The sequence below is a fragment of the Bradyrhizobium sp. WSM3983 genome (assembly GCF_000473045.1).
Lineage (GTDB): Bacteria > Pseudomonadota > Alphaproteobacteria > Rhizobiales > Xanthobacteraceae > Bradyrhizobium.
In genome coordinates this window covers 405,184-428,358 of record NZ_AXAY01000001.1, presented here as the reverse complement: position 1 = coordinate 428,358, position 23,175 = coordinate 405,184, and the positions used below count along the sequence as shown (strand labels likewise).

The following is a 23,175-nucleotide window of genomic DNA, read 5'->3' as shown; positions in this document are numbered from 1 at the left end:
GTGGCTACCCGTCCACCGGCCGCCGCGCCAGCGCAAGCGACAGGCCGAGGCCGGCGATGAAGACGCCGGAGCCTTGCGTGAGGCGTCGCATCAGAAGTGGTCGTCCGATCAACTGCGTGCGCGTCGCGGCCGCCATCAACACCACCACGACATCGGCGAGCGTGTTCAGCGTCACCGAGATGGCGCCGAGCACGATGAATTGCAGCGTGGGGCTCGCTCCCGCGGGATCGAGGAATGCGGAATGAAGGCGAGGAAGAACGCCGCGGTCTTCGGGTTCAGCGCCTCGACCAGCACGCCGTCACGGAACGCGCGCTTGTCGCCGACGGGCTCGCTCTCAAGCGACAGCGTTCGGCCGGCGCTGCGAAACGTCTTGATGCCGAGCCAGACCAGATACAGCGCGCCAACGAACTTCACGACCGCGAACAGCTCGGCGCTCGCCAGGATGATCGCGGAAATGCCGAGACTACCCGCGACCACATGAACCAGTCCGCCCAGCGCCGTACCGGCGGTCGAGGCAAAGCCGCTGGCGCGCCCTTCCGACAGGGTTCGCGCCGCGACATAGAAGATGCCGGGGCCGGGAATGGCGGCGATGACGAGGGCGGCGGCGAGGAACAGCCAGAAATTCGTGTCGGTCATCCTGCTTTGGTAACGATGCCCGGCGTGATTGCAAGTCCTCTCGCTAGCCGATCCGGCGGAAGATCGCGCTGGCATTCACCCCGCCGAAGCCGAAGCCGTTGGAGATTGCATGCTGCATCGGCATAGGCCGCGCGCTGCCTGAGACGATGTCGATGCCATCAGCGCTCGCGTCGGGGTTTTCGAAATTGAGCGTCGGCGGCGCGATCTGGTCGCGCAAAGCGAGCACAGTGAAGATTGCCTCGAGCCCGCCGGCGGCGCCGAGCAAATGGCCCGTGGCCGATTTGGTCGCGCTCACCGCGATAGAATTGTTGCGGCCAAACAGCGCACCGATCGCGCCGAGCTCGCTCTCGTCGCCGGCCGGGGTCGACGTCGCATGCGCGTTGAGGTGTTGCAGATCCGCGGGCGCAAGGTTCGCCTGCCGGAGCGCGATCTCCATGGCACGGCGGGCGCCGTCGCCGTCGGGCGGCCCCGATGTCATGTGATAGGCGTCCGCGGTGGTGCCATATCCCACAATCTCGGCAATCGGCGTGGCGCCGCGCGCGAGCGCATGCTCCAGCTCCTCGATCACCAGGATGCCGGCGCCTTCGCCCATGACAAAACCGTCGCGGTCGCGATCGAACGGGCGTGAGGCGCGCGCGGGCTCGTCGTTGAAGCCACTCGATAACGCGCGCGCTGCTGCGAAGCCGCCGAGGCTGACGATATCGATGCAGGCTTCTGCGCCGCCGCAGATCGCGATATCGACCTCGCCCGCGTGGATCATGCGCGCGGCATCGCCGATCGCCTGCACGCCGGCGGCGCAAGCGGTGACCGGCGTGCCCAGCGCGCCCTTGTAACCGTATTTGATCGAGACGTGGCCGGCGGCGAGATTGGCGAGAAACGAGGGGATCGTGAACGGCGACAGCCGGCGCGGGCCGCGCTGCTCGGTGATGCGCACGGCCTCCGCCATGGCCGGGAAGCCGCCGACGCCCGAGGCGATGATCGTCGCGGTCCGCTCCAGAGATGCCGCATCCTGCGGCGTCCATTTGGCCTGCGCCACCGCTTCCGCGGCGGCGAGCAGCGCGAACAGGATGAAGCGGTCCATCTTGCGTTGATCCTTTGGCGCTGCCGCCGCTGCCGGATCGAAGCCGCCGTCGGCATCGTCGGCCTTGTCGGGCACGAGACCCGCGATGCGCGCGGGCAGTGCCTGCGACCATTCGGGCAGCGGTCGCAGCCCGCTTTGCCCCGCGAGCAGCCGGCGCCATGACAATTCGACACCACAGCCGAGCGGCGACACCGCGCCCATTCCCGTCACGACGATACGACGCATGTCAGTCTCCAGCCGGCGCGACCGCCGGGTTCATGGCCTTGAGCGAAGTGAGCCGCCGCCGCATCAAGCGGCTCGCGCCGGGACCCGCGATCACAACCGCATTGGCGAGCGTGATCGGTTGCATGTCGGCGGCGTCGACCACGACCGGATCGAGTGGGCGACGATCGTCCCGGTTCGCCAGCAGGATGGCTTCGCCCTTCGGCGCGAGATGTTTGTTGCCCCAGGCGAGCAGCGTCGCGATCACGGGGAAGAAATCCCGCGCCTTGTCCGTCAGCACATATTCGTAACGCGGCGGCCGCGCTTGATAGCGGCGGCGGACGAACATGCCGGTCTTGGTGAGATGGGCGAGGCGCCGCGACAGGATGTTCGGTGCGATGCCGAGATTGCGCTCGAACTCGTCAAAGCGCGTCGAGCCCTGAAATGCATCCCGCAGGATCAAAATGCTCCACCACTCGCCAACCGTCTCCACGGCGCGGCCGACCGGGCATTCCAGGATAGAGGGGGATTTGGGCTGCATGACCGGGAAGTTAGGTGAGTAGCTTGCAAAATGCAAGTTACCGGGCGACGGCCGTGCGGCACACTCCGTCGTTGCGAGCGGAGCGAAGCAATCCAGAATCTTGCCGCGGGGGGCAGACTGGATTGCTTCGCTGCGCTCGCAATGACGGTATGGATGCAGTGGTTAGCTATCTCACCGGCGTCGTCCCGGCGAAAGCCGGGACCCATAACCACAGGGAGACGTTTGGCGAAGACTGGTGGTGAAGATTTCTTCGGGCGGTACACACACCTCGGCCGACCGATAGATCACGGAATATGGGTCCCGGCCTTCGCCGGGACGACACCGAGTGTTTGGCTAACAGTGTGCCCGAAGCCCTAATGCGACCGTGCCAGGCAGAACGCCACCACCTGCTCCAGCGCGCTCTTCATCGGCGAGGACGGGAACAGCGCCAGCGCGTCGACCGCCATGGCACCGTAGTGCTGGGCGCGGCTCAGCGTGTCCTCGAGTGCGCGGTGCTTGTTCATCAGCCCGAGGGCGTGATCGAGGTCGCTGTCGCCGATCTCGCCGCGCTCGAGCGCCTTGATCCAGAACGCGCGCTCGGTGTCATTGCCGCGGCGGAAGGCCAGCACCACGGGAAGCGTGATCTTGCCCTCGCGAAAGTCGTCGCCGGTGTTCTTGCCGAGCTTTGCGCTCTTGCCGCCATAGTCGAGCACGTCGTCGACGAGCTGGAAGGCGATGCCGAGATTCATGCCGACCGAGCGGCAGGCAGTCTGCTCGGCCTTCGGGCGGTTGGCGATCACGGGCCCGACCTCGCAGGCGGCTGCGAACAGCTCGGCGGTCTTGCCGCGGATCACGGCGAGATATTCGTCCTCGGTGGTGGCGGTGTTCTTGGCGGCGGCGAGCTGCATCACCTCGCCCTCGGCGATGGTGGCGGCGGCAGCAGAGAGGATGTCGAGCGCGCGCAGCGAGCCGACCTCGACCATCATGCGGAAGGCCTGGCCGAGCAGGAAGTCCCCGACCAGCACGCTGGCCTCATTGCCCCAGAGCATGCGCGCCGACAGCTTGCCGCGGCGCATCTCGCTCTCGTCGACGACGTCGTCGTGAAGCAGCGTGGCGGTGTGCATGAACTCGACGGAGGCAGCCAACTTGATATGGCCGTCGCCAGTGTAGCCGGCCAGATTGGCCATGGCGAGCGTCAGCATCGGCCGCAGCCGCTTGCCGCCGGAGGAGATCAGATGGTTGGCCACCTCCGGGATCATGGTCACGTCGGAGCCGGTCCGCGACAGGATCGTGGCGTTGACGCGCTCCATGTCACCGGCGACAAGGGCAACCAGCTCTTCGATCGACGCGCCGGGAGTTTCGAAAGGTACGATGACGGCCACGCCGGTCTCCAATATTTGCCCCGGAAGGGCTATTCTGATGGAAAGACAATAGAAACTGGACAGGGATGCGGCAAGGCCTGTGGAACCATTGACATTTGCCGCTCAACCCCCGTCAGGCAGGAGGCTCGTTTGCGTGAACTGGTTCGGACCAACGATATCGTGCTGGTGTCGGCGATCGGCGCGCTGCTCGACGGCGCCAACATCCATCATCTGGTGCTGGACCAGAACATGAGCATCATCGAGGGCTCGCTCGGCGTCCTGCCGCGGCGGATCCTGGTCCATGAGGACGACGCCATCGAGGCCCGGCAACTCCTGACCGAGGCCGGGCTCAGCCACGAACTGCGCGGCGATGATTGACGTCGTCACAGATCTCACCGAGGACGCCTTTCTCGGCGGGCAGCTGCTGCTCAAGCAGAAGCGCTCCGGCCACCGCGCCGGACACGATGCGATCCTGCTTGCGGCGGCGACCGAGGCCCGCGCTGGCGATCGTGTGGTCGATCTCGGCGCCGGAATCGGCGCGGCCGGGCTGGCGCTGGCCCGGCGCGTGGCCGGGGTCGATCTTTGCCTCGTCGAGATCGATCCGGAGCTGGCCGGGCTCGCGCGCACCAATGCGGCCGCGAATGCGATCACCACGGAGGTGATTGTGCTCGACGTGACGGCGGATGCGCAGGCTTTTGCGGCACATGGGCTCATGCCCGACAGTGCGGACTGCGTTTTGATGAACCCGCCCTTCAATGATTCCACGCGGCACCGCGGCTCGCCGGACCAGGCGCGTCACACCGCGCATGTTGCGACCGAGGCGACGCTGCATGCTTGGGTGCATGCAGCACGGCGCATCCTCCGATCGAACGGTGTGCTGACCCTGATCTGGCGCGCGGATGGCATCGCGGAGGTTCTGGCAGCGTTGTCGCGCGGCTTCGGCAGCGTGTCGATCCTGCCGGTTCATGGCGAAGCGGGAAGGCCTGCGATCCGCGTGCTGGTGCGCGCCGTCAAGGGCGGCCGGGCACCGCTGCGATTACTGCCGGGCCTCATGCTCAATGATGAGTCACGCGTGCCCAAAAAAGAGGTGAGGAATATTCTGGAGGGGAGGGCGGTCTTGCCGCTGGCGGAGTCGTGACGACTTACTGCGGAAGCGATTCCGACTGCTGTTCCTGCGGGGACGTAAAGCGGATAGCCGTGAAAAGCGCGCCGATCAGCATCAACAGCAGATAGATCTTCATGGCATTTCCTCCGCTGCTTCATTGCAGCTTCCCAACAAGGAATCTGCAAAACACGTTCCAGGCACTTCCAATGACAGTCGCGTGATAAGAAATGGTTAATCAGAGGTAACGGCATGGCCGAACAATTGAACGATCGCGAAAATTCCGGCCTGGCCGACAAGCTGCTGCAATATCTGCCGGCGCGCTTCCGCCCGGGCACGGCGGTGGTGCCGGTAGTGCGGCTTGCGGGCGTCATCGGCGCGGTGACACCGCTGCGCCCGGGCATGACGCTTGCGGGCGTCGCCCGCGTGCTGGAGCGGGCATTTTCGGTCCGCAATGCCAAGGCGGTGGCGCTGGTGATCAATTCGCCGGGCGGCTCGCCGGTGCAGTCGCGCCAGATCTATCTGCGCATCAAGCAGCTTGCGGCGGAGAAGAAGCTGCCAGTGCTGGTGTTCGTCGAGGACGTCGCAGCCTCCGGCGGCTACATGATCGCCTGCGCCGGCGACGAGATTTTTTGCGATCCGTCCTCGATCCTCGGCTCGATCGGCGTGGTCGGCGGCACTTTTGGTTTCCAGGAGGCGATCAAGCGGCTCGGCATCGAGCGGCGGCTCTACACGGCCGGCGCCCACAAGGCGATGCTCGATCCGTTCCTCCCGGAAAACCCCGACGACGTCGCCAAGCTGAAGGCGCTTCAGCGCGAGATCCACCAGATCTTCATCACGCTGGTGAAGGAAAGCCGCGGTGCGCGGTTGAAGGGCGCGGACGACACCCTGTTCACCGGAGAGTACTGGGCCGGCGAGAGTTCGATCGCGCTGGGGCTCGCCGACGGCATCGGCGATATCCGCTCAACTCTTCGTGCCCGCTACGGCGAGAAGGTTCTCACCCCTGTGATTGCGCAGCCGTCCGGTCTGCTGTCCGGCCTGTTAGGGCGGAAATCGCCCGGTGCCGGCCAGCTTTCGGCCATGGAATCAATGGCCGGCCTGCCGGACGAGCTGATCTCGGCGATCGAAACACGGGCGATTTGGGCGAAATTCGGGTTCTAGCCGGAGCCGCTCCCGCGCCATTTGGTCCGGGCCGAGCCAATTGCGGCGCGGCCCGGTCTGCGCAAGAATGCGCTTGGGGGCTGAGCAACTAGACAAGGATCGTCAGATGCCGCCGTTCGTCGCTTTCGCGGGCGTCCTGGGCGGGCTTGCCGTGGTCCGCTGGGCCTACAAGACCGCACTCAGGGTCAACCAAGAGCTCGAGGAGATGCGCCTGTCGCGCGTGGCCGAGGCCGCCCATGTGGGGAATATCCAGACGCTGAAGCGTGACCCCGTGACCGGGGCCTATCGGCCGGGCTAGGAAACGCTGCCGTAGGGTGGGCAAAGGCGCTCTTGCGCCGTGCCCACCATCCTCTCGGCATTGGTGGTGACGATGGTGGGCACGCTTCGCTTTGCCCACCCTACGGCAGTCGTTAAGCCCGAATCCGCCCCTTTGCCTTGATTCCCACCCCCGCCGTCGATACGGTCCCGCGCGATTCAAAACCCCCGCGAGAGCCTGATCTGACGATGGACGCCTCATTGCCCGCCCATATGCGCCCGGAGCGCTCGTTCCAGGGTTTTATCCTCGCGCTCCAGCGGTTCTGGGCCGAGCAGGGCTGCGTGATTTTGCAGCCTTACGACATGGAGATGGGCGCGGGTACCTTCCATCCGGCCACCACTTTGCGCGCGCTCGGGCCAAAGCCCTGGAACGCGGCCTATGTGCAGCCCTCGCGCCGGCCCAAGGACGGCCGCTACGGCGAGAATCCGAACCGGATGCAGCACTACTACCAGTTCCAGGTGATCATGAAGCCGTCGCCGCCGAACCTTCAGGAGCTGTACCTGAGGTCGCTCGCCGCGATCGGCATCGATTCCGCTGTGCACGACATCCGCTTCGTCGAGGACGATTGGGAGAGCCCGACGCTGGGCGCCTGGGGCCTGGGGTGGGAGTGCTGGTGCGACGGCATGGAAGTCAGCCAATTCACCTATTTCCAGCAGGTCGCGGGCGTCGAATGCGCGCCGGTCGCGGGTGAACTCACCTACGGGCTCGAGCGGCTTGCGATGTATGTGCAGGGCGTCGACCGCGTCTACGATCTCAACTTCAACGGCCGCGAAGGCGATGCCAAGGTCACCTATGGCGACGTCTTCCTGCAGGCCGAGCGGGAATATTCGAAGCACAATTTCGAAGTCGCCGACACCGCGATGCTGTTCGAGCAGTTCAAGATGGCGGAAGCGGCCTGCCGGAAATATCTCGACGCGGGCTGGCGCGAAGGCAATCGCAAAGAGCACCTGATGGCACTGCCCGCCTATGACCAGTGCATCAAGGCGAGCCATGTCTTCAACCTGCTCGACGCGCGCGGCGTGATCTCCGTGACCGAGCGTCAGAGCTACATCTTCCGGGTGCGCGAGCTGGCCAAGGCCTGCGGCGAGGCCTGGATCCATACTGAAGCGGGCGGAGCGGCCTGATGCCCGATCTTTTGCTTGAACTGTTTTCGGAAGAAATCCCTGCGCGCATGCAGGCCAAGGCGGCCGACGACCTGCGGCGCCTGGTCACCGACAAGCTCGTCGCCGAAGGCCTCGTCTACGAGGGCGCCAAGGCGTTTGCGACGCCGCGCCGTCTTGCGCTCACCGTGCACGGCATCCCTGCGCGCCAGCCCGATCTGAAGACCGAACGGCGTGGACCGAAAGTCGGCGGGCCCGATGCGGCCGTGCAGGGTTTTCTGAAGGCGACAGGCTTGAAGTCGCTCGATGAGGCCAAGATCCAGCGCGACCCCAAGGGCGACTTCTACATCGCGCTGATCGAGAAGGCCGGCCGCGACGCGATCGACGTGCTCGCGGAAATCCTGCCCGTCATCATCCGCACCTTCCCCTGGCCGAAATCGATGCGCTGGGGCGCGCGCTCGGGCAAGCCCGGCTCGCTGAGCTGGGTGCGTCCGCTGCATGCGATCACCGCGACGTTCGGTCTCGAGACCGAAGAGCCTGATGTCGTGAAATTCTCGGTCGACGGCATCGAGACGGGCCAGACCACCTACGGCCATCGCTTCATTGCGCCGGCCGCGATCTCCGTGCGTCGCTTCGAGGACTACGAGGCGAAGCTGAAGGCTGCAAAAGTCATCCTCGATCCGCAGGCGCGCAAGGACATCATCTTTGCCGATGCCAAGGAGCTGACCTTCGCGCAAGGGTTCGAGCTGGTCGAGGATCAGGCGTTGCTCGACGAGGTTTCGGGCCTCGTCGAATGGCCTGTCGTCATGATGGGATCGTTCGAGCCGGAATATCTCGCGATCCCGGACGAGGTGATCCGCGCCACCATCCGCAACAACCAGAAGTGCTTTGTGGTCAGGGATCCCAAGACCGGGAAGCTGACCAACAAGTTCGTCCTCACCGCCAATATCGAGGCGGCCGACGGCGGCAAGGTCATCGTCGCCGGCAACGAGCGCGTGATCCGCCCGCGTTTGTCGGATGCGAAGTTCTTCTACGAAACCGATCTGAAGACCAAGCTCGAGGACCGGCTGCCGAAGTTCGAGCAGATCGTGTTCCACGAGAAGCTTGGGACGCAGGCCGCGCGCATCAAGCGCATCGAGCGGCTCGCCGCCGAGATCGCGCCGCTGGTCGGTGCCGATGTCGCCAAGGCGACGCGGGCCGCGCATCTGGCGAAAGCGGATTTGCTGACCGAGGTCGTCGGCGAATTCCCGGAAGTGCAGGGCCTGATGGGCAAGTACTACGCGCTGGCGCAGGGCGAGGATGCCTCCGTCGCGGCCGCCTGCGAAGAGCATTACAAGCCGCAAGGGCCTGCCGATCGTGTACCGACCGATCCGGTCAGCGTCGCGGTGGCGCTCGCGGACAAGATCGACACGCTCGCTGGCTTCTGGGCTATCGATGAGAAGCCGACGGGCAGCAAGGATCCGTATGCGCTGCGTCGCGCGGCGCTGGGTGTCATTCGCTTGATCGCCGAGAACGCGCTACGTCTGTCTCTGACGAAGGTAGCCGCGTCCGCGCTCGTCGGCCTGTCGGTGAGGGCTGCGGAGGCACAGAAGCTCCCGAGCGATCTCCTCGCCTTCTTCGCGGACCGCCTCAAGGTTCAGCTCCGCGAGCAGGGCGCGCGCCACGATCTCGTTGACGCCGTGTTCGCGCTCGGCGGCCAGGACGATCTGCTGATGATCGTCCGCCGCGTCGAGGCGCTCGGCAAATTCCTCGAGTCCGACGACGGCAAGAACCTGCTCGCCGGTATCAAGCGCGCCAGCAACATCCTTGGCATCGAGGAGAAGAAAGACAAGCGCAGCTTCGACGGTGCGCCGGATGCTGCGCTCTACAGTCTCGACGAGGAGAAGGCGCTGGCGAAGGCGATCGGCGAGGTGAAGGCGGAAGCCAGCGCTGCCGTCGCGAGGGAAGACTTTGCCGCCGCGATGAGTGCGATGGCCAAGCTGCGTCCGCCGGTCGATGCGTTCTTCGAGAAGGTGCGCGTCAACGACGACGATGCGAAGGTGCGCGAGAACCGGCTGAAGCTGCTCAACGAAATCCGCAGCGCCACGCGTGCGGTGGCGGACTTCTCGAAGATCCAGGATTGAGGCTCTCGCGCCCCGGACGCAGCGCAGCGCCACTTGGCGGTGCGCTGCAGAGCCGGGGCCCATGCTCGCCGCAGAAAGATAGAAAGATTCTGGGTCCCGGCTCTGCGTCGCACCGCTACGCGCTGCGCCGCGGCCGGGACACAGGCAGATAAAATAAGCCCCGCCCGGCGGGGGGAAGATCGGGCGGGGCCTGATGTCCGACTACGCGATGCGCGTCAGCCTGATTGATGTGACGCGCCGGACATCTAGTTGGTCCCTAAAATGCGCTAGTTCATCACCTCGACGATGCGCCGCGAGCGCGGCTCGACCAGCACGGTCTCGCCGTTCACGACGGTGTAGCGATAGGTCGTCGCGCCGAAACGTTGCGGCACGTCATAATAGGTGATGCCGGTTTCGGGTAAGATGGCGCCAACGGTCACACGATCTGGAATGCTGAAGGCCGGGACACGTTGCTCGACGACATAGTCGCGGAAAGCCGGCCGTTGTTCGACCGCGATCGTCGGCCCGCTATCGACCACGGCTGGCGCGCGTCCCACCGTGATCCCGGTTTGCGCCTGCGCTGCGACGGGCGAGCCGATCGCGGCCGCGAGCGCTGCAAGGGCAAGAATCCTGTTCCGCATGGAAAACTCCTTCGACAAGTTTTTTCGGGAAGCGCCACTGGCGCGACCGGTTGCCAATGCTGCCCCGCGCGCGATGTTCCGGAAAAGAGCTGCCGCATACGCGGCAATTTCGGGCAGTTTTTGCGAAGCCGGGAACTCGCGAGGCCCCTGGCGCGTCTCTACCCGCGGAACCCAGTCCGCTATGATCCGCCCGCGATTCGCCTCACGCCACAGGAAGACTTTTCATGCATCTCACCATCGCCCACATCTCGCCGATCCTGTCGCTGATCGCGGGTGTGCTCATTTTGATCATGCCGCGCCTTCTCAACCTGATCGTTGCGATCTTTCTCATCATCAATGGTGCGATCGGGCTCGGTTTATTGAAGTGGCTCCATCTCTAGGCCTTCATTTTCCGGAACTCTTCGACTTGCGCGGGCCTGCCCAAAGTGGTGTAAGGCGCGCGATTTCCCATTCCTCTCGCAGGTTGTGTGCAAGCTATGGCCAAAGCCGCCTCGAAGCCTTCTAAAACTGCAGCGAAATCAAAGTCCTCCGCCAAGGCGAAGGCCGCGCCGGCGGCCCGCAAGGCGCTTGCCAAGAGCGCTCCGAAGCCAATCGCCAAGGCCGCCGTCAAGCCCGCAGCAAAGGCTGCTGCCAAGCCGGTTGCGAAGCCGGCGGCCAAGCCTGGCGCAAAGGCTGCTGCTCCGAAGGTTGCCGCCAAGGCGGCGCCGGCCAAGGTCCCGGCCGGCAAGTGGGTCTTCACGTTCGGTGACGGCAAGGCCGAGGGCCGCTCGGAGATGCGCGACCTGCTCGGCGGCAAGGGCGCCAACCTCGCCGAGATGGCCAATCTCGGCCTGCCGGTGCCTCCGGGCTTCACCATCCCGACCTCGGTCTGCACCTATTTCTACGCCCACGACAAATCCTATCCGAAGGAATTGCAGTCGCAGGTTGAGAAGGCGCTGGACTATGTCGGCAAGTTGACCGGCAAGGTGTTCGGCGACACCAAGAACCCGCTGCTCGTCTCGGTGCGCTCCGGCGCGCGTGCCTCGATGCCGGGCATGATGGACACCGTGCTCAATCTCGGCCTCAACGACGAGACCGTGGAAGCGCTGTCGGAGCTCTCGGGTGACCGCCGCTTCGCCTATGACAGCTATCGCCGCTTCATCACCATGTATTCCGACGTGGTGCTCGGTTTTGAGCATCATCACTTCGAGGAAATCCTCGACACCTTCAAGGACAGCCAGGGCTACACGCTCGACACCGACCTCACCGCCGAGGACTGGGTCGATCTGGTCGGCAAGTACAAGGACGCGGTCGCGCGCGAAACCGGCAAGGACTTCCCGCAGGATCCGCATGACCAGCTCTGGGGCGCGGTCGGCGCGGTGTTTTCATCCTGGATGAACGCGCGCGCGGTGACCTACCGCAAGCTGCACGATATTCCTGAGTCCTGGGGCACCGCGGTCAACGTGCAGGCCATGGTGTTCGGCAACATGGGCGAGACCTCGGCGACTGGCGTTGCCTTCACGCGCAACCCTTCGACCGGCGAAAGCAAGCTCTACGGCGAGTTCCTGATCAACGCGCAGGGCGAGGACGTGGTGGCGGGCATCCGCACGCCGCAGGACATCACCGAAGAGGCGCGCAAGGAATCCGGCTCCGACAAGGCGTCGATGGAAGCGGCGATGCCGGAGGCCTTCAAGGAGCTGACGCGGATCTATACACAGCTCGAGAAGCACTACCGTGACATGCAGGACATGGAATTCACGGTCGAGCAGGGCAAGCTGTGGATGCTGCAGACCCGCGGCGGCAAGCGCACGGCGAAAGCGGCGCTGCGTATCGCTGTCGAGCTCGCCAATGAGGGCCTGATCACCAAGAAGGAAGCGGTGATGCGGATCGATCCCGCCTCACTCGACCAGCTCCTGCATCCGACCATCGATCCCGACGCCAAGCGCGACGTGATCGCGACCGGCCTGCCGGCTTCGCCCGGTGCGGCCTCCGGCGAGATCGTGTTCTCCTCGGACGAAGCGGCCAAGCTCCAGGGCGACGGCCGCAAGGTCATCCTGGTCCGCATCGAGACCAGCCCCGAAGACATCCACGGCATGCACGCCGCCGAAGGAATCTTGACCACCCGCGGCGGCATGACGTCGCACGCCGCCGTGGTCGCGCGCGGCATGGGCAAGCCCTGCGTCTCCGGCTGCGGCACCATCCGCGTCGATTACGGCCGCGGCACCATGAGCATCGGCTCGCGCACCTACAAGGCCGGCGACGTCATCACCATCGATGGCTCGCTCGGTCAGGTGCTGGCCGGCCGCATGCCGATGATCGAGCCGGAGCTCTCCGGTGAGTTCGGCACGCTGATGAAATGGGCCGACCAGGTCCGCAAGATCGGCGTCCGCGTCAACGGCGATACGCCGGAGGATGCGCGCACCGCGATCAAGTTCGGCGCGGAAGGCATCGGCCTCTGCCGCACCGAGCACATGTTCTTCGAGGAGACGCGCATTCGCACGGTGCGTGAGATGATCCTCTCCGAGGACGAGCAGTCGCGCCGTGCTGCGCTTGCAAAGCTGTTGCCGATGCAGCGCGCCGACTTTGTCGAGCTGTTCGAGATCATGAAGGGCCTGCCCGTCACGATCCGTCTGCTCGATCCGCCGCTGCACGAGTTCCTGCCGCACACCCATGCCGAGGTCGAGGAAGTGGCGCGCGCCATGAACACCGATCCGCGGCGTCTCGCCGACCGTGCGCGTGAGCTGTCGGAGTTCAATCCGATGCTCGGCTTCCGCGGCTGCCGCATCGCGATCGCCTATCCTGAAATCGCCGAGATGCAGGCACGCGCGCTCTTCGAGGCTGCAGTCGAAGCCGAGAAGCGTACCGGCAAGGCCGTCGGCCTCGAAGTGATGGTGCCGCTGATCGCGACCAAGGCCGAGCTCGACCTGGTCAAGGCGCGCATCGACTCCACCGCAAAAGCGGTGATGCGCGACACCAACACCAAGCTCACCTATCAGGTCGGTACCATGATCGAGCTGCCGCGCGCCTGCCTGCTCGCGGCCGAGATCGCGGAGAGCGCCGATTTCTTCTCGTTCGGCACCAACGACCTGACGCAGACGACCTACGGCATCAGCCGCGACGACGCCGCAAGCTTCCTCGGTCCCTACGTGACGAAGGGCATCCTCTCGATCGATCCCTTCATCTCGCTCGACCAGGAAGGCGTCGGCGAGCTCGTCAAGATCGGCGTCGCCCGTGGCCGCAAGACCCGTCCCTCGCTCAAGATGGGCATCTGCGGCGAGCACGGCGGCGATCCGGCCTCCGTCGCCTTCTGCCACAATGTCGGTCTCGACTATGTGTCGTGTTCGCCCTACCGCGTGCCGATCGCCCGCCTCGCGGCGGCGCAAGCCGCGCTCGGCAAGGCGGTTGCGAGCCAGGCGTAAGTCGAAGCGCAGGATCGAGTTGCGAGAGGCGGGGCCAAACCCCGCCTCTTTTGATTTGAAGCGATGCTCTGGCCACATACTCGCTGTCATCGGCCGGCTTGACCGGGCGATCCAGTACGCCGAGGCGTTTGTGACTGTGCGCAGAAGCCGCGGCGTACTGGATGCCCCGGACAGCCGGGGCATGACAGCAGTGGTTGTCGCAACAGCGGAACCTCACGTCCCGTAATGGTACGCGCGCGCAAGAACGATCAGCAAGAGTTCCTTCACCATTCGCGTTGACCAGACGTTTACCGCTTCACATCAGCCCGCATTTACCACGCACGCAAACGCCCCCGTGAAAACACCTGACATCGCTTGAGTGTGTCGGCTGCGCAACGCCGGTTAACGCCCCGGCAACCTAAATTGGATACTCACGATAAAGATCGAATTGCACGGATGTACTGCAGCTCGATTTTTCTGGTGTAAGCGTAGCGTGAGCGTATCGATGTCAGTGTTGCGCAACCATCCGAAGGGTGCGCGGTTCGCATCCTTCGGAATCGGTCTCTGCATCTTCGCATTGATGCCGAGAGAGACCGGCTATCAGGACATAGGCTCGCTGCTGGCGCGTCAGCCCGGCGTTGCCGAGCGCTGGCAGAAGCAGGTGTTTTCTGCGGCTTCGTCCATTCAGCTTGCCACCTACAGCTTTTCGCGTCCGATCGGAACGTCAGTGCCGCAGAGTGCGCTGGTTCGCCTCGCGAGCCTCGATGGCCGCGATGTCACCGGTTCCATCTCGCGCAATCCGGCGCTCCAGGCGCCGACGCGTTACCAGGCCTCCGACTTCCCCAAGGTCGATCGCGCGCTGAAGGGCGATCGCCTTGCCACCGTGACGCCCGCGGCGACTCCAGAAACGGGCGCGCCGTCCGCCGCTCCTGCTCAGCAAGATCCGGCGACCTCCAACAGCTCCGTGTTCGGCGCCAAGACGGTTCAACTGCCGGGTCAGCTGCCTGTGGCGCAGTCGCAAGCGATGTCGCCGGAGTCCGCGGCAGCGCTCGATCCCGAGCTCCAGGAGGCGATGCGCGCGCCGCCTCTGCCGCAATATGCCAATCCGCCGAAGGCCGCCGACAATGCGCTGTCGTTCGCAGCCCAGCCGCTCAACGCGCTGAAACAGGCGACGCTCGCCGCCCCGCCGCACGATCCCTTCAGCGTCAAGACGTCGAACCTGTTCTTCGGCAGTTCCTCGATCGGCGGCACTGTCGAGAGCATCGAGAGCTGGCAGCCGGGTGCAGAGCCGCTGATCGTGATGCCCGACCCCGACATGAAGCTGGCCTCGCTGTCGCCGCCGAACGAGGATGTCGCGAGCACGACCGAGAGCGGCGAGAGCGTCGCGCCGAAGGGCGAGGTCAACGCAGACAACCAGCGCGCCAAATCGCCGGCGGAGCGGCTGGCGCTCGACGACAAGTCTCGCGCGAAGTCGGAAAAGTGCCTCGCCGAGGCGGTCTATTTCGAATCCCGCGGCGAGGCCGTGCGCGGCCAGATCGCGGTCGCGCAAGTCGTAATGAACCGCGTGTTCTCCGGCAAATATCCGGACACCGTGTGCGGCGTGGTCTATCAGAACAAGTACCGTCATTTCGCCTGCCAGTTCACCTTCGCCTGCGATAACAATCCCGACGTGATCCGCGAGCCCGAGATGTGGGACCGCGCCAGGAAGATCTCGAAGGCGATGCTCGACGGCCAGATCTGGCTGCCCGAAGTCGGCAAGTCGACGCACTACCACGCCTATTGGGTGCGTCCGTCCTGGGTCGCCGAGATGAAGAAAATGTACAAATTCGGCGTGCACACCTTCTACCGCCCGCGCAACTGGGGCGACGGCAGCGAGGAGCCGAGCTGGGGCACGCCGGCGCAGACCGCCGCGCTCTCGGCCGAGCTGGTCCAGGAGGCCAAGAGCTCAGCCGAGATGGGCGCGACCGAGCGGCGGTAGCCGCTCACGCCGCGATATCCAGCGCGCAGTCAAAATTCGGCGCCGAATGCGTCAGCGCGCCGGACGAGGCGTAGTCGACGCCGGTGGCCGCGATCGCCGCGATCGAGTCCAGCGTGACGCCGCCGGAGGCTTCCAGCTTCAGGCGGCCTTCTGCCATCCGCACCGCCTCGCGCAGCGCCGCGATGTCCATGTTGTCGAGCAGCACTGCCTCGGCAAGTCCGGTGTCGAGCACCTCGCGGAGCTGCGAGAGTGTATCGACCTCGATCTCGATCTTGACGAGATGGCCGGCATGAGCGCGGGCGCGCTCCAGCACCGGGCGGATGCCGCCGGCGACCGCGATGTGATTGTCCTTGATCAGGATCGCATCGTCGAGGCCGAAACGGTGGTTGAAGCCGCCGCCGCAACGCACCGCGTATTTCTCCAGCGCGCGCAATCCCGGCGTGGTCTTTCGCGTGCAGCAGATCCGCATTTTGGTACCCTCGGTGCGCGCGACATAGTCGGCCGTGAGCGTGGCAACGCCCGATAGCCGCCCGATGAAATTCAGCGCGGTCCGCTCCGCGGTAAGAATAGCGCGGGCCGGCCCCGAGATCGTCAGCACCTGCTGCCCGCGCGCGACCTGCGCAGCATCGCAGACATGCGCGCGCACGTCGATATCGGGCGATAGTTTTTGCAGCGTCGCAAGTGCGAGCGGTAGACCGGCGATCACGCCGGATTGGCGCGCCACAAGGATCGCTTGCGCCTTCGTCGCTTCCGGGACCGTCGCGAGCGAGGTGATGTCACCGGCGCGGCCGAGATCCTCATCAAGGGCGCGATGCACGGCCTCGTCGATGGCCAGCGGAGAAAGGAAAGCGTCGGGATTGAGCAGTGAGGTCGGGATGATCATGAAAACTCCATCAGGCGATCATAGATTGTGCGATGCGCGGCGTTGAATGCTCGGTGAGGCCGTCCGCGACCTCGCGCATCGCAGTGAGCGTGGTCATCGTTCTCTGCGCCAGCGCGGGCACCTCCGCAGGATGGTCGGAGCGGAAATGGGCGCCGCGGCTTTCGCGTCGGCTCCAGGCTGCAGCGGCCACGAGCAGGGCCGCCGTCGCCATGTTGCGGAGAGCGACGCTCGTGGCCGTGTGCTCGAGCTCAGCAAAACTGCGCAAGGCCTCCGCGAGCCCGTCGCGCTCGCGGATCACGCCGACATTTGCGCTCATCATCATGCGCAACTGCTTCACGCTAGCTGCATCTGGTGCACCCCCACGCGGCGTCACCAATGCGTCGGGGAGGCGGCTGGGCGAGGGGATCGCGTGGCCCGCGATGTCGTCGGCAATGCGAGCGGCATAGACCACGGCTTCGAGCAGCGAATTCGAGGCAAGGCGGTTGGCGCCATGTGCGCCGGTGGACGACACTTCACCGCCGGCCCAGAGCCCGTCGATCGAGCTGCGGCCGCGTGCGTCGACCGCGATGCCGCCCATGTGATAGTGCACGGCCGGCGCGATCGGGATGGCCTGCGTCGCCGGATCGATACCGGCGGCAATGCAGCTTGCATGCACCGTCGGGAATTTGTCGGCGAAGCGGGCGCCCAGCGCCTGCCGCGCATCGAGAAAGGCCCCACGTCCAGCCGCGATCTCGGCAAATACGCCGCGGGCCACGATGTCGCGCGGCGCCAGCTCAGCGAGCGGATGGAGTGCGGCCATGAAGCGTTCGCCGTGGTCGTTGATCAACGTCGCGCCTTCGCCGCGCAACGCCTCGGTCGCAAGCGGCGCCGGATCGCGGCCGACCATGATGGCGGTCGGATGGAATTGCACGAATTCAGGATCGGCAATCACGGCGCCGGCGCGCGCGGCAATCGCAAGGCCAGACCCATTGGCCTCGGCCGGATTGGTGGTGACGGCATAGAGATGGCCGATGCCGCCGGTCGCAAGCACGACCGCGCGCGAGGCGATCATCACAGGCCTCGCGGCGAAATTGCCGGCCTCGCGCAATTGAAGGCCGGTCACGGCGCCGTCCTCGGTGAGCAATCCTTCAGCGACAAATCCTTCGATCAGGCGGATCGACGGCGTGCGGCGCACGGCTTCGCTCAGCGCCGCGATGATCGCCGCGCCCGCGCCGTCGCCGCGGACATGAACGATCCGCCGCGCCGAATGTGCGGCTTCGCGTCCTACGGCAAGCCGGCCTTCGAGATCGCGGTCGAACGGCACGCCGTAGGCGAGCAAATCGTGAATCCGCGGCGCCGCCTCGCGCGCGATGCCGAGTGCTGTGGCCTCATCGACAATGCCGCCGCCGACCGCGATCGTATCCGCCGCATGCGCTTCGGGGCTGTCGCCTTCCGCTACGGCGGCTGCGATGCCACCTTGCGCCCATGCGGAGGATGCGCCCTGTCCGAGCGGCGCGGCCGAGATCAGCGTCACCGGGCGCGGCGCGAGTTTGAGCGCGCAGAACAATCCGGCGAGACCGCCGCCGACGATGACGACGTCGTCAGTGGAGCGGGTGAGGTTGTGGATGTTGTTGGTCATGGCTGTCTCCTCATCGTCGTCCTGGCGAAAGCCAGGACCCATACGCCGCGGCGGAAATTGTTGCGCAAAGCTCTGTGTTGCCTTCCTTCGCAATCACAACGGCCTCGGAGTATGGGTCCCGGCCTCCGCCGGGACGACAGTTGAGATTGTTGCGACTTCTGTTCTCAATTCCTCAAATTGATCATCCGCTCGACCGAGCGCCGTGCGCGCTGCGCAAGCGCCGGATCGATCGTCACTTCCTCGCCGAGCGTCAGCAGGCTCTCCAGGATGTTGGACAGCGTGATGCGCTTCATGTGCGGGCAGAGATTGCAGGGGCGCAGCATCTCGACGTCAGGCAGCTCGGCGCGCACATTGTCGGCCATCGAGCATTCCGTGATCATCACCAGGCGCTTCGGCCGTCGCTCGCGAACCCAGTTGATCATATGCGCGGTCGAACCGGTGAAGTCGGCTTCCGCCAGCACGTCAGGAGGACATTCGGGATGCGCGATGATCTGGACGGAGGGATCGGCGTCGCGCAAGGCGCGCAGCTCGTCGCCCGTAAAGCGCTCATGCACCTCACAGGCGCCCTTCCAAGCGATGATCTTCACGTCGGTCTTCGAGGCGACATAGGTCGCGAGATATCGGTCGGGCAGGAAGATCACGGTTGCTGCGTTGAGGCTCTCGACGACTTGCACCGCGTTCGACGAGGTGCAGCAGATGTCAACCTCGGCCTTCACCTCGGCCGTTGTGTTGACATAGGCGACCACAGGCACGCCGGGAAATCTTTCACGCAGCAGGCGAACGTCCGCGCCGGTGATGCTGGCAGCGAGTGAACAGCCAGCGCGCGAGTCCGGGATCAGCACGGTCTTGTCCGGGTTGAGCAGCTTTGACGTCTCCGCCATGAAGTGCACGCCGCATTGCACGATGACATCGGCCTTCACCTTGGTGGCTTCGACGGCGAGCTGGAGTGAGTCGCCGCCAATGTCGGCGACGCCATGGAAGATCTCCGGCGCCTGGTAGTTGTGGGCGAGGATCACCGCGTTGCGCGCGCGCTTGAGCTCGTTGATCGCGTGAATCGTCGGCGCCATCAGCGGCCACTCGATCGGCGGGATCACATGCTTGACGCGCTCGTAGATGGGCGCGGTGGCGCGTTCGATCTCGCTGGTCCATTCCAGCGAGGGCCGCGGCAGCGCGAAGCCGGCTCGCGCCGGCACGACCGCGGCGGAGGTGGCTTGGCCCTGCGGTCGATTGGCAAAATCGTCGGGGCCGTAAATTCCAGTGATCGGCATCGAAGCCTCCCAAGCAGGTTAAATATACTCAATATGAGTATATATGGAGCCCGAGAAATCCGGCCGACAGGCAGGGGTCGATTTCATCGAAGCTCTAATATGCTCAATATGAGTAGATCAAACATAACACGGCAAGGGCGGGGCCGCTAGGTCTCCTCGCACACATTCCCGTTAAGTCGCACTGCGCGCGCCAGGCGACGCCGCGACGAAACGCAATGCTCCCGCGGCTGCCCCTCGTCGAACGCAATCATTTTCGACTTGGGGTTTTCATGCATCTGCATTAAATGGCTGATGAGCGACCGCTGATTTGCGGACCGCCAAAGACGATGAGGAACACCCATGTCGATACAAGCGGGCGAGCTCGGTCCGACCTCACGTTCCACCAATTGGCGCACCCCCGCCGTCATCATCCTCTGCGGCTGTGCGATCGGCATGCTCGGCTTCGGTCCGCGCTCCGCGCTCGGCTTCTTCGTGCAGCCGATGAGCCGCGAGTTCGCCTGGGGCCGCGACGTGTTCGGCCTCGCCATCGCCTTCCAGAATCTGTTGTGGGGATTGGGCCAGCCCTTTGCCGGCGCGATCGCCGATCGCTTCGGCCTGTTCCGCGTCATGTGTGTCGGCGCGCTGCTCTATGCCGGCGGCCTTCTGCTGATGCGCTATTCGTCGACGCCGCTATCGCTCAACCTCGGCGCGGGCGTGATGGTCGGCTTCGGTCTCGCCGGGTGCTCGTTCAATCTGGTGCTATCGGCCTTCACGAAGCTTCTGCCGGTCGAGAAGCGCGGCCTTGCGCTCGGCGCCGGCACCGCGGCGGGTTCGCTCGGCCAGTTCCTGTTTGCGCCGATCGGCGTCGCGCTGATCGACAATTTCGGCTGGCAGCAGACGCTCACCGTCTTCGGTTTCCTGATGCTGTTGATCATCCCGCTGGCGCTGGCGATCTCGACGCCGCCGGTCGCAAGCACCGCCAGTACGGCGCCGGCGGAAGAGCAGACCATCACCAAGGCGCTCGCCGAAGCCTTCGGCCATCGCTCCTATGTGCTGCTGGTGCTCGGCTTCTTCACCTGCGGGTTCCAGCTTGCCTTCATCACCGTGCATCTGCCGGCGTTTCTGGTCGACCGCGGCATCTCGACCCAAACCGGCGGCTGGGTGATTGCGGCGATCGGCCTGTTCAACATCATGGGCTCGCTGAGCGTCGGCTATCTCCAGAACTCGCTGCCGAAGCGCTACATCCTCTCCACGATCTATTTCACCCGTGCGCTGGCAACGCTCGCCTTCATCTCGTTCCCGATCACGCCGTTCTCGGCGATCGCGTTCGGTGCGGTGTCCGGTTTGACCTGGCTGTCGACGGTGCCGCCGACCTCGGCGCTGGTGGCGCTGATGTTCGGCACGCGCTGGCTCGCCACGCTGTATGGCTTCGCCTTTGTCAGCCATCAGGTCGGCGGCTTCCTCGGCGTCTGGCTCGGCGGCATCGTGTTCGAGAAGTTCGGTTCCTACACGCCTATCTGGTGGCTCTCGATCCTGTTCGGCGTGCTCTCGGCGCTGATCAATCTTCCGATCGTGGAGAAGCCGGTCGCACGGGCGGTTGCGCAGCCTGCCTGATCGGCTAAACATCCCGGTGAAACAAGTCAGGGAGCTTGCTATGGCCACGTTCAAGGCGATCCGGATCGACAAGTCCGACAAGGGCACCACCACTGCGCTTGCGCAGTTCGACGAAGCCGAGCTGATGGACGGCGACGTCACCGTCCGCGTGGAATGGTCGACGCTGAACTACAAGGATGGCCTCGCTCTGACAGGCAAGGCGCCAGTGGTGCGCCGTTTCCCGATGATCGCCGGCATCGATTTCGCCGGCACGGTGGAAGCCTCCTCCCATTCGCAATGGAAGGCGGGCGACAAGGTCGTCTGCACCGGCTGGGGCATGGGCGAGACCCATCTCGGCGCCTATGCCGAGACGGCGCGCGTCAAGGGCGACTGGCTGGTCGCTCTGCCGCAGGGCCTGTCGGCGCGCGATGCGATGGCGATCGGCACCGCCGGCTTCACCGCGATGCTCTCGGTGCTGGCGCTGGAGAAGCACGGCGTCTCGCCGAAGAGCGGCCCAGTCGTCGTGACCGGCGCGGCGGGCGGCGTCGGATCGGTCGCGACCGCCGTGCTGTCGAAGCTTGGCTACCACGTCATTGCCTCGACCGGTCGCGCCTCGGAGGCCGATTACCTGAAGAGCCTTGGCGCTGCCGAGGTGATCGACCGCAATGAATTGTCGGCGCCGGCAAAGCCACTGGCCAAGGAGCGCTGGGCGGGTGGCGTCGACAGCGTCGGCTCGACCACGCTTGCGAATCTCCTGTCGATGACCAAGTACGGCGGCGCGATCGCCGCCTGCGGTCTCGCCGCCGGCATGGACCTGCCGTCTTCTGTCGCACCCTTCATTTTGCGCGGAGTGTGCCTTCTCGGCATCGATTCCGTGATGTGCCCGATCGAGCCACGAAAAGCCGCCTGGCAGCGCCTGGCGTCTGATCTGGACCGAACAAAACTATCTGAAATCACTACGGAAATTCCGTTTTCCGAAGTTCCGGAATGGGGGGCGAAGATCCTCGCGGGCCAGATCCGTGGTCGAATCGTGGTAAAAATTGTCTAACGGCGTTCAGACTTTACCAACCAAGCTGCTTCAATGTCGCCTTGGTTAGTATGGTAAGCAGCGGGTAAAGAGATAAGGCATCGCCCGCTGCGGGGGTTAGTTCGGAGTTGAGCATGCTTGCGCGTATTGTGTTGGGGGCTGTCACGGCAGTCGTGACGTTTGCGCCGGTCATCGCCTTGGCTGGGAGTATGAACGCGGATGAGGCACGCCGCTTCGTCGCCGGCAAGGTGTTTGCATTCACCTGTTTCGACGGCACCCGCGGTGCAGGCCGTATCCTCGACGATCTCGGCGCCGCCGGCGCGGTGCAATTCTCGGGCGCAGGCCCGGTCAAACACCTCCGCCTGCCCGGAAACACCCTTCAGATCCGCGGCCAGAACGTCTGCGCCTCGATCAAGGGCATTCCGTTCGAGCCTTGTTTCAACCTGGAAAAGACTGACGACCGCAGCTTCCGTGGCTCGGTCTCGGGCATGGGCTTTGCCTATTGCGACTTCCATCACCAGGGCGGGAACCAGATGCTGATGGCGCGCGCGGTTGCGCGGCCGCGCTCGCTGCGTGCGCCGGAGCAGACCGGTTCGATCAACACATCGAGCACCGAGGTCGCCGCGCGCGTCGAGACGCCGGTCGAGAGCAGCCGGATCGAGCCGGTGAAGTCGGAAGTAAAGTCCGAGCCCGCGAAGAACGAAGGCCCGCTCGAGCTGCGCCGCTCGACCGAGTGATATCTAGCGCAAAACTGCGCGCGCAATTTACCCGCCTTTGGCGAATGCATCGCACGCGAAACCGCGGCGCCGTAGTCGTACGGCCCGCGGTTTTTATGCCTTGGTAGCGACTGGCACCCCAGCCTTGCGTAACGGCCGGGGGCGGCCCTACACAAGGGTTCAAAAATGTCGCTGTATTTCTTCCGCATCAGCACCGGCCGATATTCCGGTGCCGCCGATCAGCCGTACGAGTTCGAGGATCGCGCCGCCGCGTGGACCGAGATGACCGAGGTGTGCGCCAATCTGCTCGGGAGCATCACGCGCAACCTGAAGCCGAATGCGAAATGGAGCATGGAGCTGCTCGACGAGACCAAGAAGCCGGTGTTTCGCATCAGCCTGGTCGGCGAGACGGTCGGCTGCAAAGTTTTCCAAGGCTGACTTCAGGCTGCAATTTACAACTATGACGAGATCCAAACCCTTCGATTTCAATCATTTAGCGCAAAAGTCAGTATTTC

The 23,175-nt window shown here is 64.9% G+C and carries 20 protein-coding genes and 1 pseudogene; 13 read left to right on the top strand and 8 right to left on the bottom strand.

Going from position 1 to position 23,175, the window contains the following annotated elements:
• Positions 1 to 4 precede the first annotated feature (4 nt).
• The 4 genes and pseudogenes from YUA_RS43335 to YUA_RS0102075 all read right to left on the bottom strand — a co-directional run bounded on the left by YUA_RS43335 (position 5) and on the right by YUA_RS0102075 (position 3,820).
• Positions 5 to 636: pseudogene (locus YUA_RS43335) on the bottom strand (LysE family translocator).
• A gap of 43 nt (positions 637 to 679) precedes the next feature.
• Positions 680 to 1,942 (bottom strand): beta-ketoacyl-ACP synthase II, encoded by a 1,263-nt coding sequence (gene fabF / locus YUA_RS0102085; protein WP_027529150.1) that lies wholly within the window; start codon positions 1,940 to 1,942, stop codon positions 680 to 682.
• A gap of 1 nt (position 1,943) precedes the next feature.
• A complete protein-coding gene (locus YUA_RS0102080; RefSeq protein WP_027529149.1) occupies positions 1,944 to 2,459 on the bottom strand; it encodes a helix-turn-helix domain-containing protein in 516 nt (171 codons plus the stop codon).
• Positions 2,460 to 2,812: 353 nt separating this feature from the next.
• Positions 2,813 to 3,820: a polyprenyl synthetase family protein gene (locus YUA_RS0102075; protein WP_027529148.1), complete on the bottom strand. Its 1,008-nt coding sequence runs from the start codon at positions 3,818 to 3,820 to the stop codon at positions 2,813 to 2,815.
• A gap of 129 nt (positions 3,821 to 3,949) precedes the next feature.
• Between YUA_RS0102075 and YUA_RS0102070 the strand changes: the two genes are divergently transcribed.
• The 6 genes from YUA_RS0102070 to glyS all read left to right on the top strand — a co-directional run bounded on the left by YUA_RS0102070 (position 3,950) and on the right by glyS (position 9,601).
• Positions 3,950 to 4,177 carry a DUF2007 domain-containing protein gene (locus YUA_RS0102070; protein ID WP_027529147.1) on the top strand — a complete coding sequence of 76 codons (228 nt, stop codon included), beginning with the start codon at positions 3,950 to 3,952 and terminating at the stop codon, positions 4,175 to 4,177.
• A complete protein-coding gene (locus tag YUA_RS0102065; RefSeq protein WP_027529146.1) occupies positions 4,170 to 4,937 on the top strand; it encodes a tRNA1(Val) (adenine(37)-N6)-methyltransferase in 768 nt (255 codons plus the stop codon). The genes YUA_RS0102070 and YUA_RS0102065 overlap by 8 nt, the downstream gene beginning before the upstream one ends.
• A gap of 216 nt (positions 4,938 to 5,153) precedes the next feature.
• On the top strand, positions 5,154 to 6,062 hold the full coding sequence (locus YUA_RS0102055; RefSeq protein ID WP_027529145.1) for a S49 family peptidase: 909 nt from the start codon (positions 5,154 to 5,156) through the stop codon (positions 6,060 to 6,062).
• 106 nt (positions 6,063 to 6,168) lie between these two features.
• A complete protein-coding gene (locus tag YUA_RS0102050) occupies positions 6,169 to 6,360 on the top strand; it encodes a hypothetical protein (RefSeq protein WP_027529144.1) in 192 nt (63 codons plus the stop codon).
• Positions 6,361 to 6,566: 206 nt separating this feature from the next.
• Entirely contained in the window at positions 6,567 to 7,502 is a 936-nt protein-coding gene (locus YUA_RS0102045; protein ID WP_027529143.1) for a glycine--tRNA ligase subunit alpha, read from the top strand.
• A complete protein-coding gene (gene glyS / locus YUA_RS0102040; RefSeq protein ID WP_027529142.1) occupies positions 7,502 to 9,601 on the top strand; it encodes a glycine--tRNA ligase subunit beta in 2,100 nt (699 codons plus the stop codon). The genes YUA_RS0102045 and glyS overlap by 1 nt, the downstream gene beginning before the upstream one ends.
• A 266-nt stretch (positions 9,602 to 9,867) precedes the next feature.
• Here the strand turns inward: glyS and YUA_RS0102035 are convergent, their stop codons facing one another.
• On the bottom strand, positions 9,868 to 10,221 hold the full coding sequence (locus YUA_RS0102035; RefSeq protein WP_027529141.1) for a DUF1236 domain-containing protein: 354 nt from the start codon (positions 10,219 to 10,221) through the stop codon (positions 9,868 to 9,870).
• Positions 10,222 to 10,445: 224 nt separating this feature from the next.
• On the opposite strand from YUA_RS0102035, the gene YUA_RS47670 reads away from it, so the two are divergent.
• The 3 genes from YUA_RS47670 to YUA_RS0102020 all read left to right on the top strand — a co-directional run bounded on the left by YUA_RS47670 (position 10,446) and on the right by YUA_RS0102020 (position 15,576).
• Positions 10,446 to 10,601 (top strand): DUF3096 domain-containing protein, encoded by a 156-nt coding sequence (locus YUA_RS47670; protein WP_084291949.1) that lies wholly within the window; start codon positions 10,446 to 10,448, stop codon positions 10,599 to 10,601.
• Positions 10,602 to 10,697: 96 nt separating this feature from the next.
• Positions 10,698 to 13,619, top strand: coding sequence for a pyruvate, phosphate dikinase (ppdK, locus tag YUA_RS0102025; protein ID WP_027529140.1), 2,922 nt, complete (start codon positions 10,698 to 10,700; stop codon positions 13,617 to 13,619).
• Positions 13,620 to 14,103: 484 nt separating this feature from the next.
• Positions 14,104 to 15,576: a cell wall hydrolase gene (locus YUA_RS0102020; RefSeq protein WP_027529139.1), complete on the top strand. Its 1,473-nt coding sequence runs from the start codon at positions 14,104 to 14,106 to the stop codon at positions 15,574 to 15,576.
• Positions 15,577 to 15,580: 4 nt separating this feature from the next.
• Here the strand turns inward: YUA_RS0102020 and nadC are convergent, their stop codons facing one another.
• From nadC to nadA, 3 genes are all read right to left on the bottom strand, one after another.
• A complete protein-coding gene (gene nadC, locus YUA_RS0102015; protein WP_027529138.1) occupies positions 15,581 to 16,459 on the bottom strand; it encodes a carboxylating nicotinate-nucleotide diphosphorylase in 879 nt (292 codons plus the stop codon).
• 10 nt (positions 16,460 to 16,469) lie between these two features.
• Positions 16,470 to 18,077 (bottom strand): L-aspartate oxidase, encoded by a 1,608-nt coding sequence (locus YUA_RS0102010; RefSeq protein WP_027529137.1) that lies wholly within the window; start codon positions 18,075 to 18,077, stop codon positions 16,470 to 16,472.
• Between the two features lie 164 nt (positions 18,078 to 18,241).
• Complete coding sequence (gene nadA / locus YUA_RS0102005; protein ID WP_027529136.1) at positions 18,242 to 19,345, bottom strand: quinolinate synthase NadA; 1,104 nt, start codon at positions 19,343 to 19,345, stop codon at positions 18,242 to 18,244.
• 339 nt (positions 19,346 to 19,684) lie between these two features.
• Here nadA and YUA_RS0102000 point away from each other — a divergent pair, with 339 nt between their 5' ends.
• From YUA_RS0102000 to YUA_RS0101985, 4 genes are all read left to right on the top strand, one after another.
• Positions 19,685 to 20,938 (top strand): MFS transporter, encoded by a 1,254-nt coding sequence (locus YUA_RS0102000; protein WP_027529135.1) that lies wholly within the window; start codon positions 19,685 to 19,687, stop codon positions 20,936 to 20,938.
• Between the two features lie 40 nt (positions 20,939 to 20,978).
• Positions 20,979 to 21,965 (top strand): MDR family oxidoreductase, encoded by a 987-nt coding sequence (locus tag YUA_RS0101995; protein ID WP_027529134.1) that lies wholly within the window; start codon positions 20,979 to 20,981, stop codon positions 21,963 to 21,965.
• 113 nt (positions 21,966 to 22,078) lie between these two features.
• The gene (locus tag YUA_RS0101990) at positions 22,079 to 22,681 is read left to right on the top strand and encodes a hypothetical protein (protein WP_027529133.1); all 603 of its coding nucleotides are present in this window, start codon (positions 22,079 to 22,081) and stop codon (positions 22,679 to 22,681) included.
• 165 nt (positions 22,682 to 22,846) lie between these two features.
• Positions 22,847 to 23,098 carry a hypothetical protein gene (locus YUA_RS0101985; protein ID WP_027529132.1) on the top strand — a complete coding sequence of 84 codons (252 nt, stop codon included), beginning with the start codon at positions 22,847 to 22,849 and terminating at the stop codon, positions 23,096 to 23,098.
• Positions 23,099 to 23,175: the final 77 nt, after the last annotated feature.

Coding starts and splice junctions, on each gene's coding strand:
- fabF (WP_027529150.1), bottom strand. CDS start 1,942: ATGCGTCGTATCGTCGTGACGGGAATGGGCGCGGTGTCGCCGCTCGGC.
- YUA_RS0102080 (WP_027529149.1), bottom strand. CDS start 2,459: ATGCAGCCCAAATCCCCCTCTATCCTGGAATGCCCGGTCGGCCGCGCC.
- YUA_RS0102065 (WP_027529146.1), top strand. CDS start 4,170: ATGATTGACGTCGTCACAGATCTCACCGAGGACGCCTTTCTCGGCGGG.
- YUA_RS0102055 (WP_027529145.1), top strand. CDS start 5,154: ATGGCCGAACAATTGAACGATCGCGAAAATTCCGGCCTGGCCGACAAG.
- YUA_RS0102050 (WP_027529144.1), top strand. CDS start 6,169: ATGCCGCCGTTCGTCGCTTTCGCGGGCGTCCTGGGCGGGCTTGCCGTG.
- YUA_RS0102045 (WP_027529143.1), top strand. CDS start 6,567: ATGGACGCCTCATTGCCCGCCCATATGCGCCCGGAGCGCTCGTTCCAG.
- glyS (WP_027529142.1), top strand. CDS start 7,502: ATGCCCGATCTTTTGCTTGAACTGTTTTCGGAAGAAATCCCTGCGCGC.
- YUA_RS0102035 (WP_027529141.1), bottom strand. CDS start 10,221: ATGCGGAACAGGATTCTTGCCCTTGCAGCGCTCGCGGCCGCGATCGGC.
- YUA_RS47670 (WP_084291949.1), top strand. CDS start 10,446: ATGCATCTCACCATCGCCCACATCTCGCCGATCCTGTCGCTGATCGCG.
- ppdK (WP_027529140.1), top strand. CDS start 10,698: ATGGCCAAAGCCGCCTCGAAGCCTTCTAAAACTGCAGCGAAATCAAAG.
- YUA_RS0102020 (WP_027529139.1), top strand. CDS start 14,104: ATGTCAGTGTTGCGCAACCATCCGAAGGGTGCGCGGTTCGCATCCTTC.
- nadC (WP_027529138.1), bottom strand. CDS start 16,459: ATGATCATCCCGACCTCACTGCTCAATCCCGACGCTTTCCTTTCTCCG.
- YUA_RS0102010 (WP_027529137.1), bottom strand. CDS start 18,077: ATGACCAACAACATCCACAACCTCACCCGCTCCACTGACGACGTCGTC.
- nadA (WP_027529136.1), bottom strand. CDS start 19,345: ATGCCGATCACTGGAATTTACGGCCCCGACGATTTTGCCAATCGACCG.
- YUA_RS0102000 (WP_027529135.1), top strand. CDS start 19,685: ATGTCGATACAAGCGGGCGAGCTCGGTCCGACCTCACGTTCCACCAAT.
- YUA_RS0101995 (WP_027529134.1), top strand. CDS start 20,979: ATGGCCACGTTCAAGGCGATCCGGATCGACAAGTCCGACAAGGGCACC.
- YUA_RS0101990 (WP_027529133.1), top strand. CDS start 22,079: ATGCTTGCGCGTATTGTGTTGGGGGCTGTCACGGCAGTCGTGACGTTT.
- YUA_RS0101985 (WP_027529132.1), top strand. CDS start 22,847: ATGTCGCTGTATTTCTTCCGCATCAGCACCGGCCGATATTCCGGTGCC.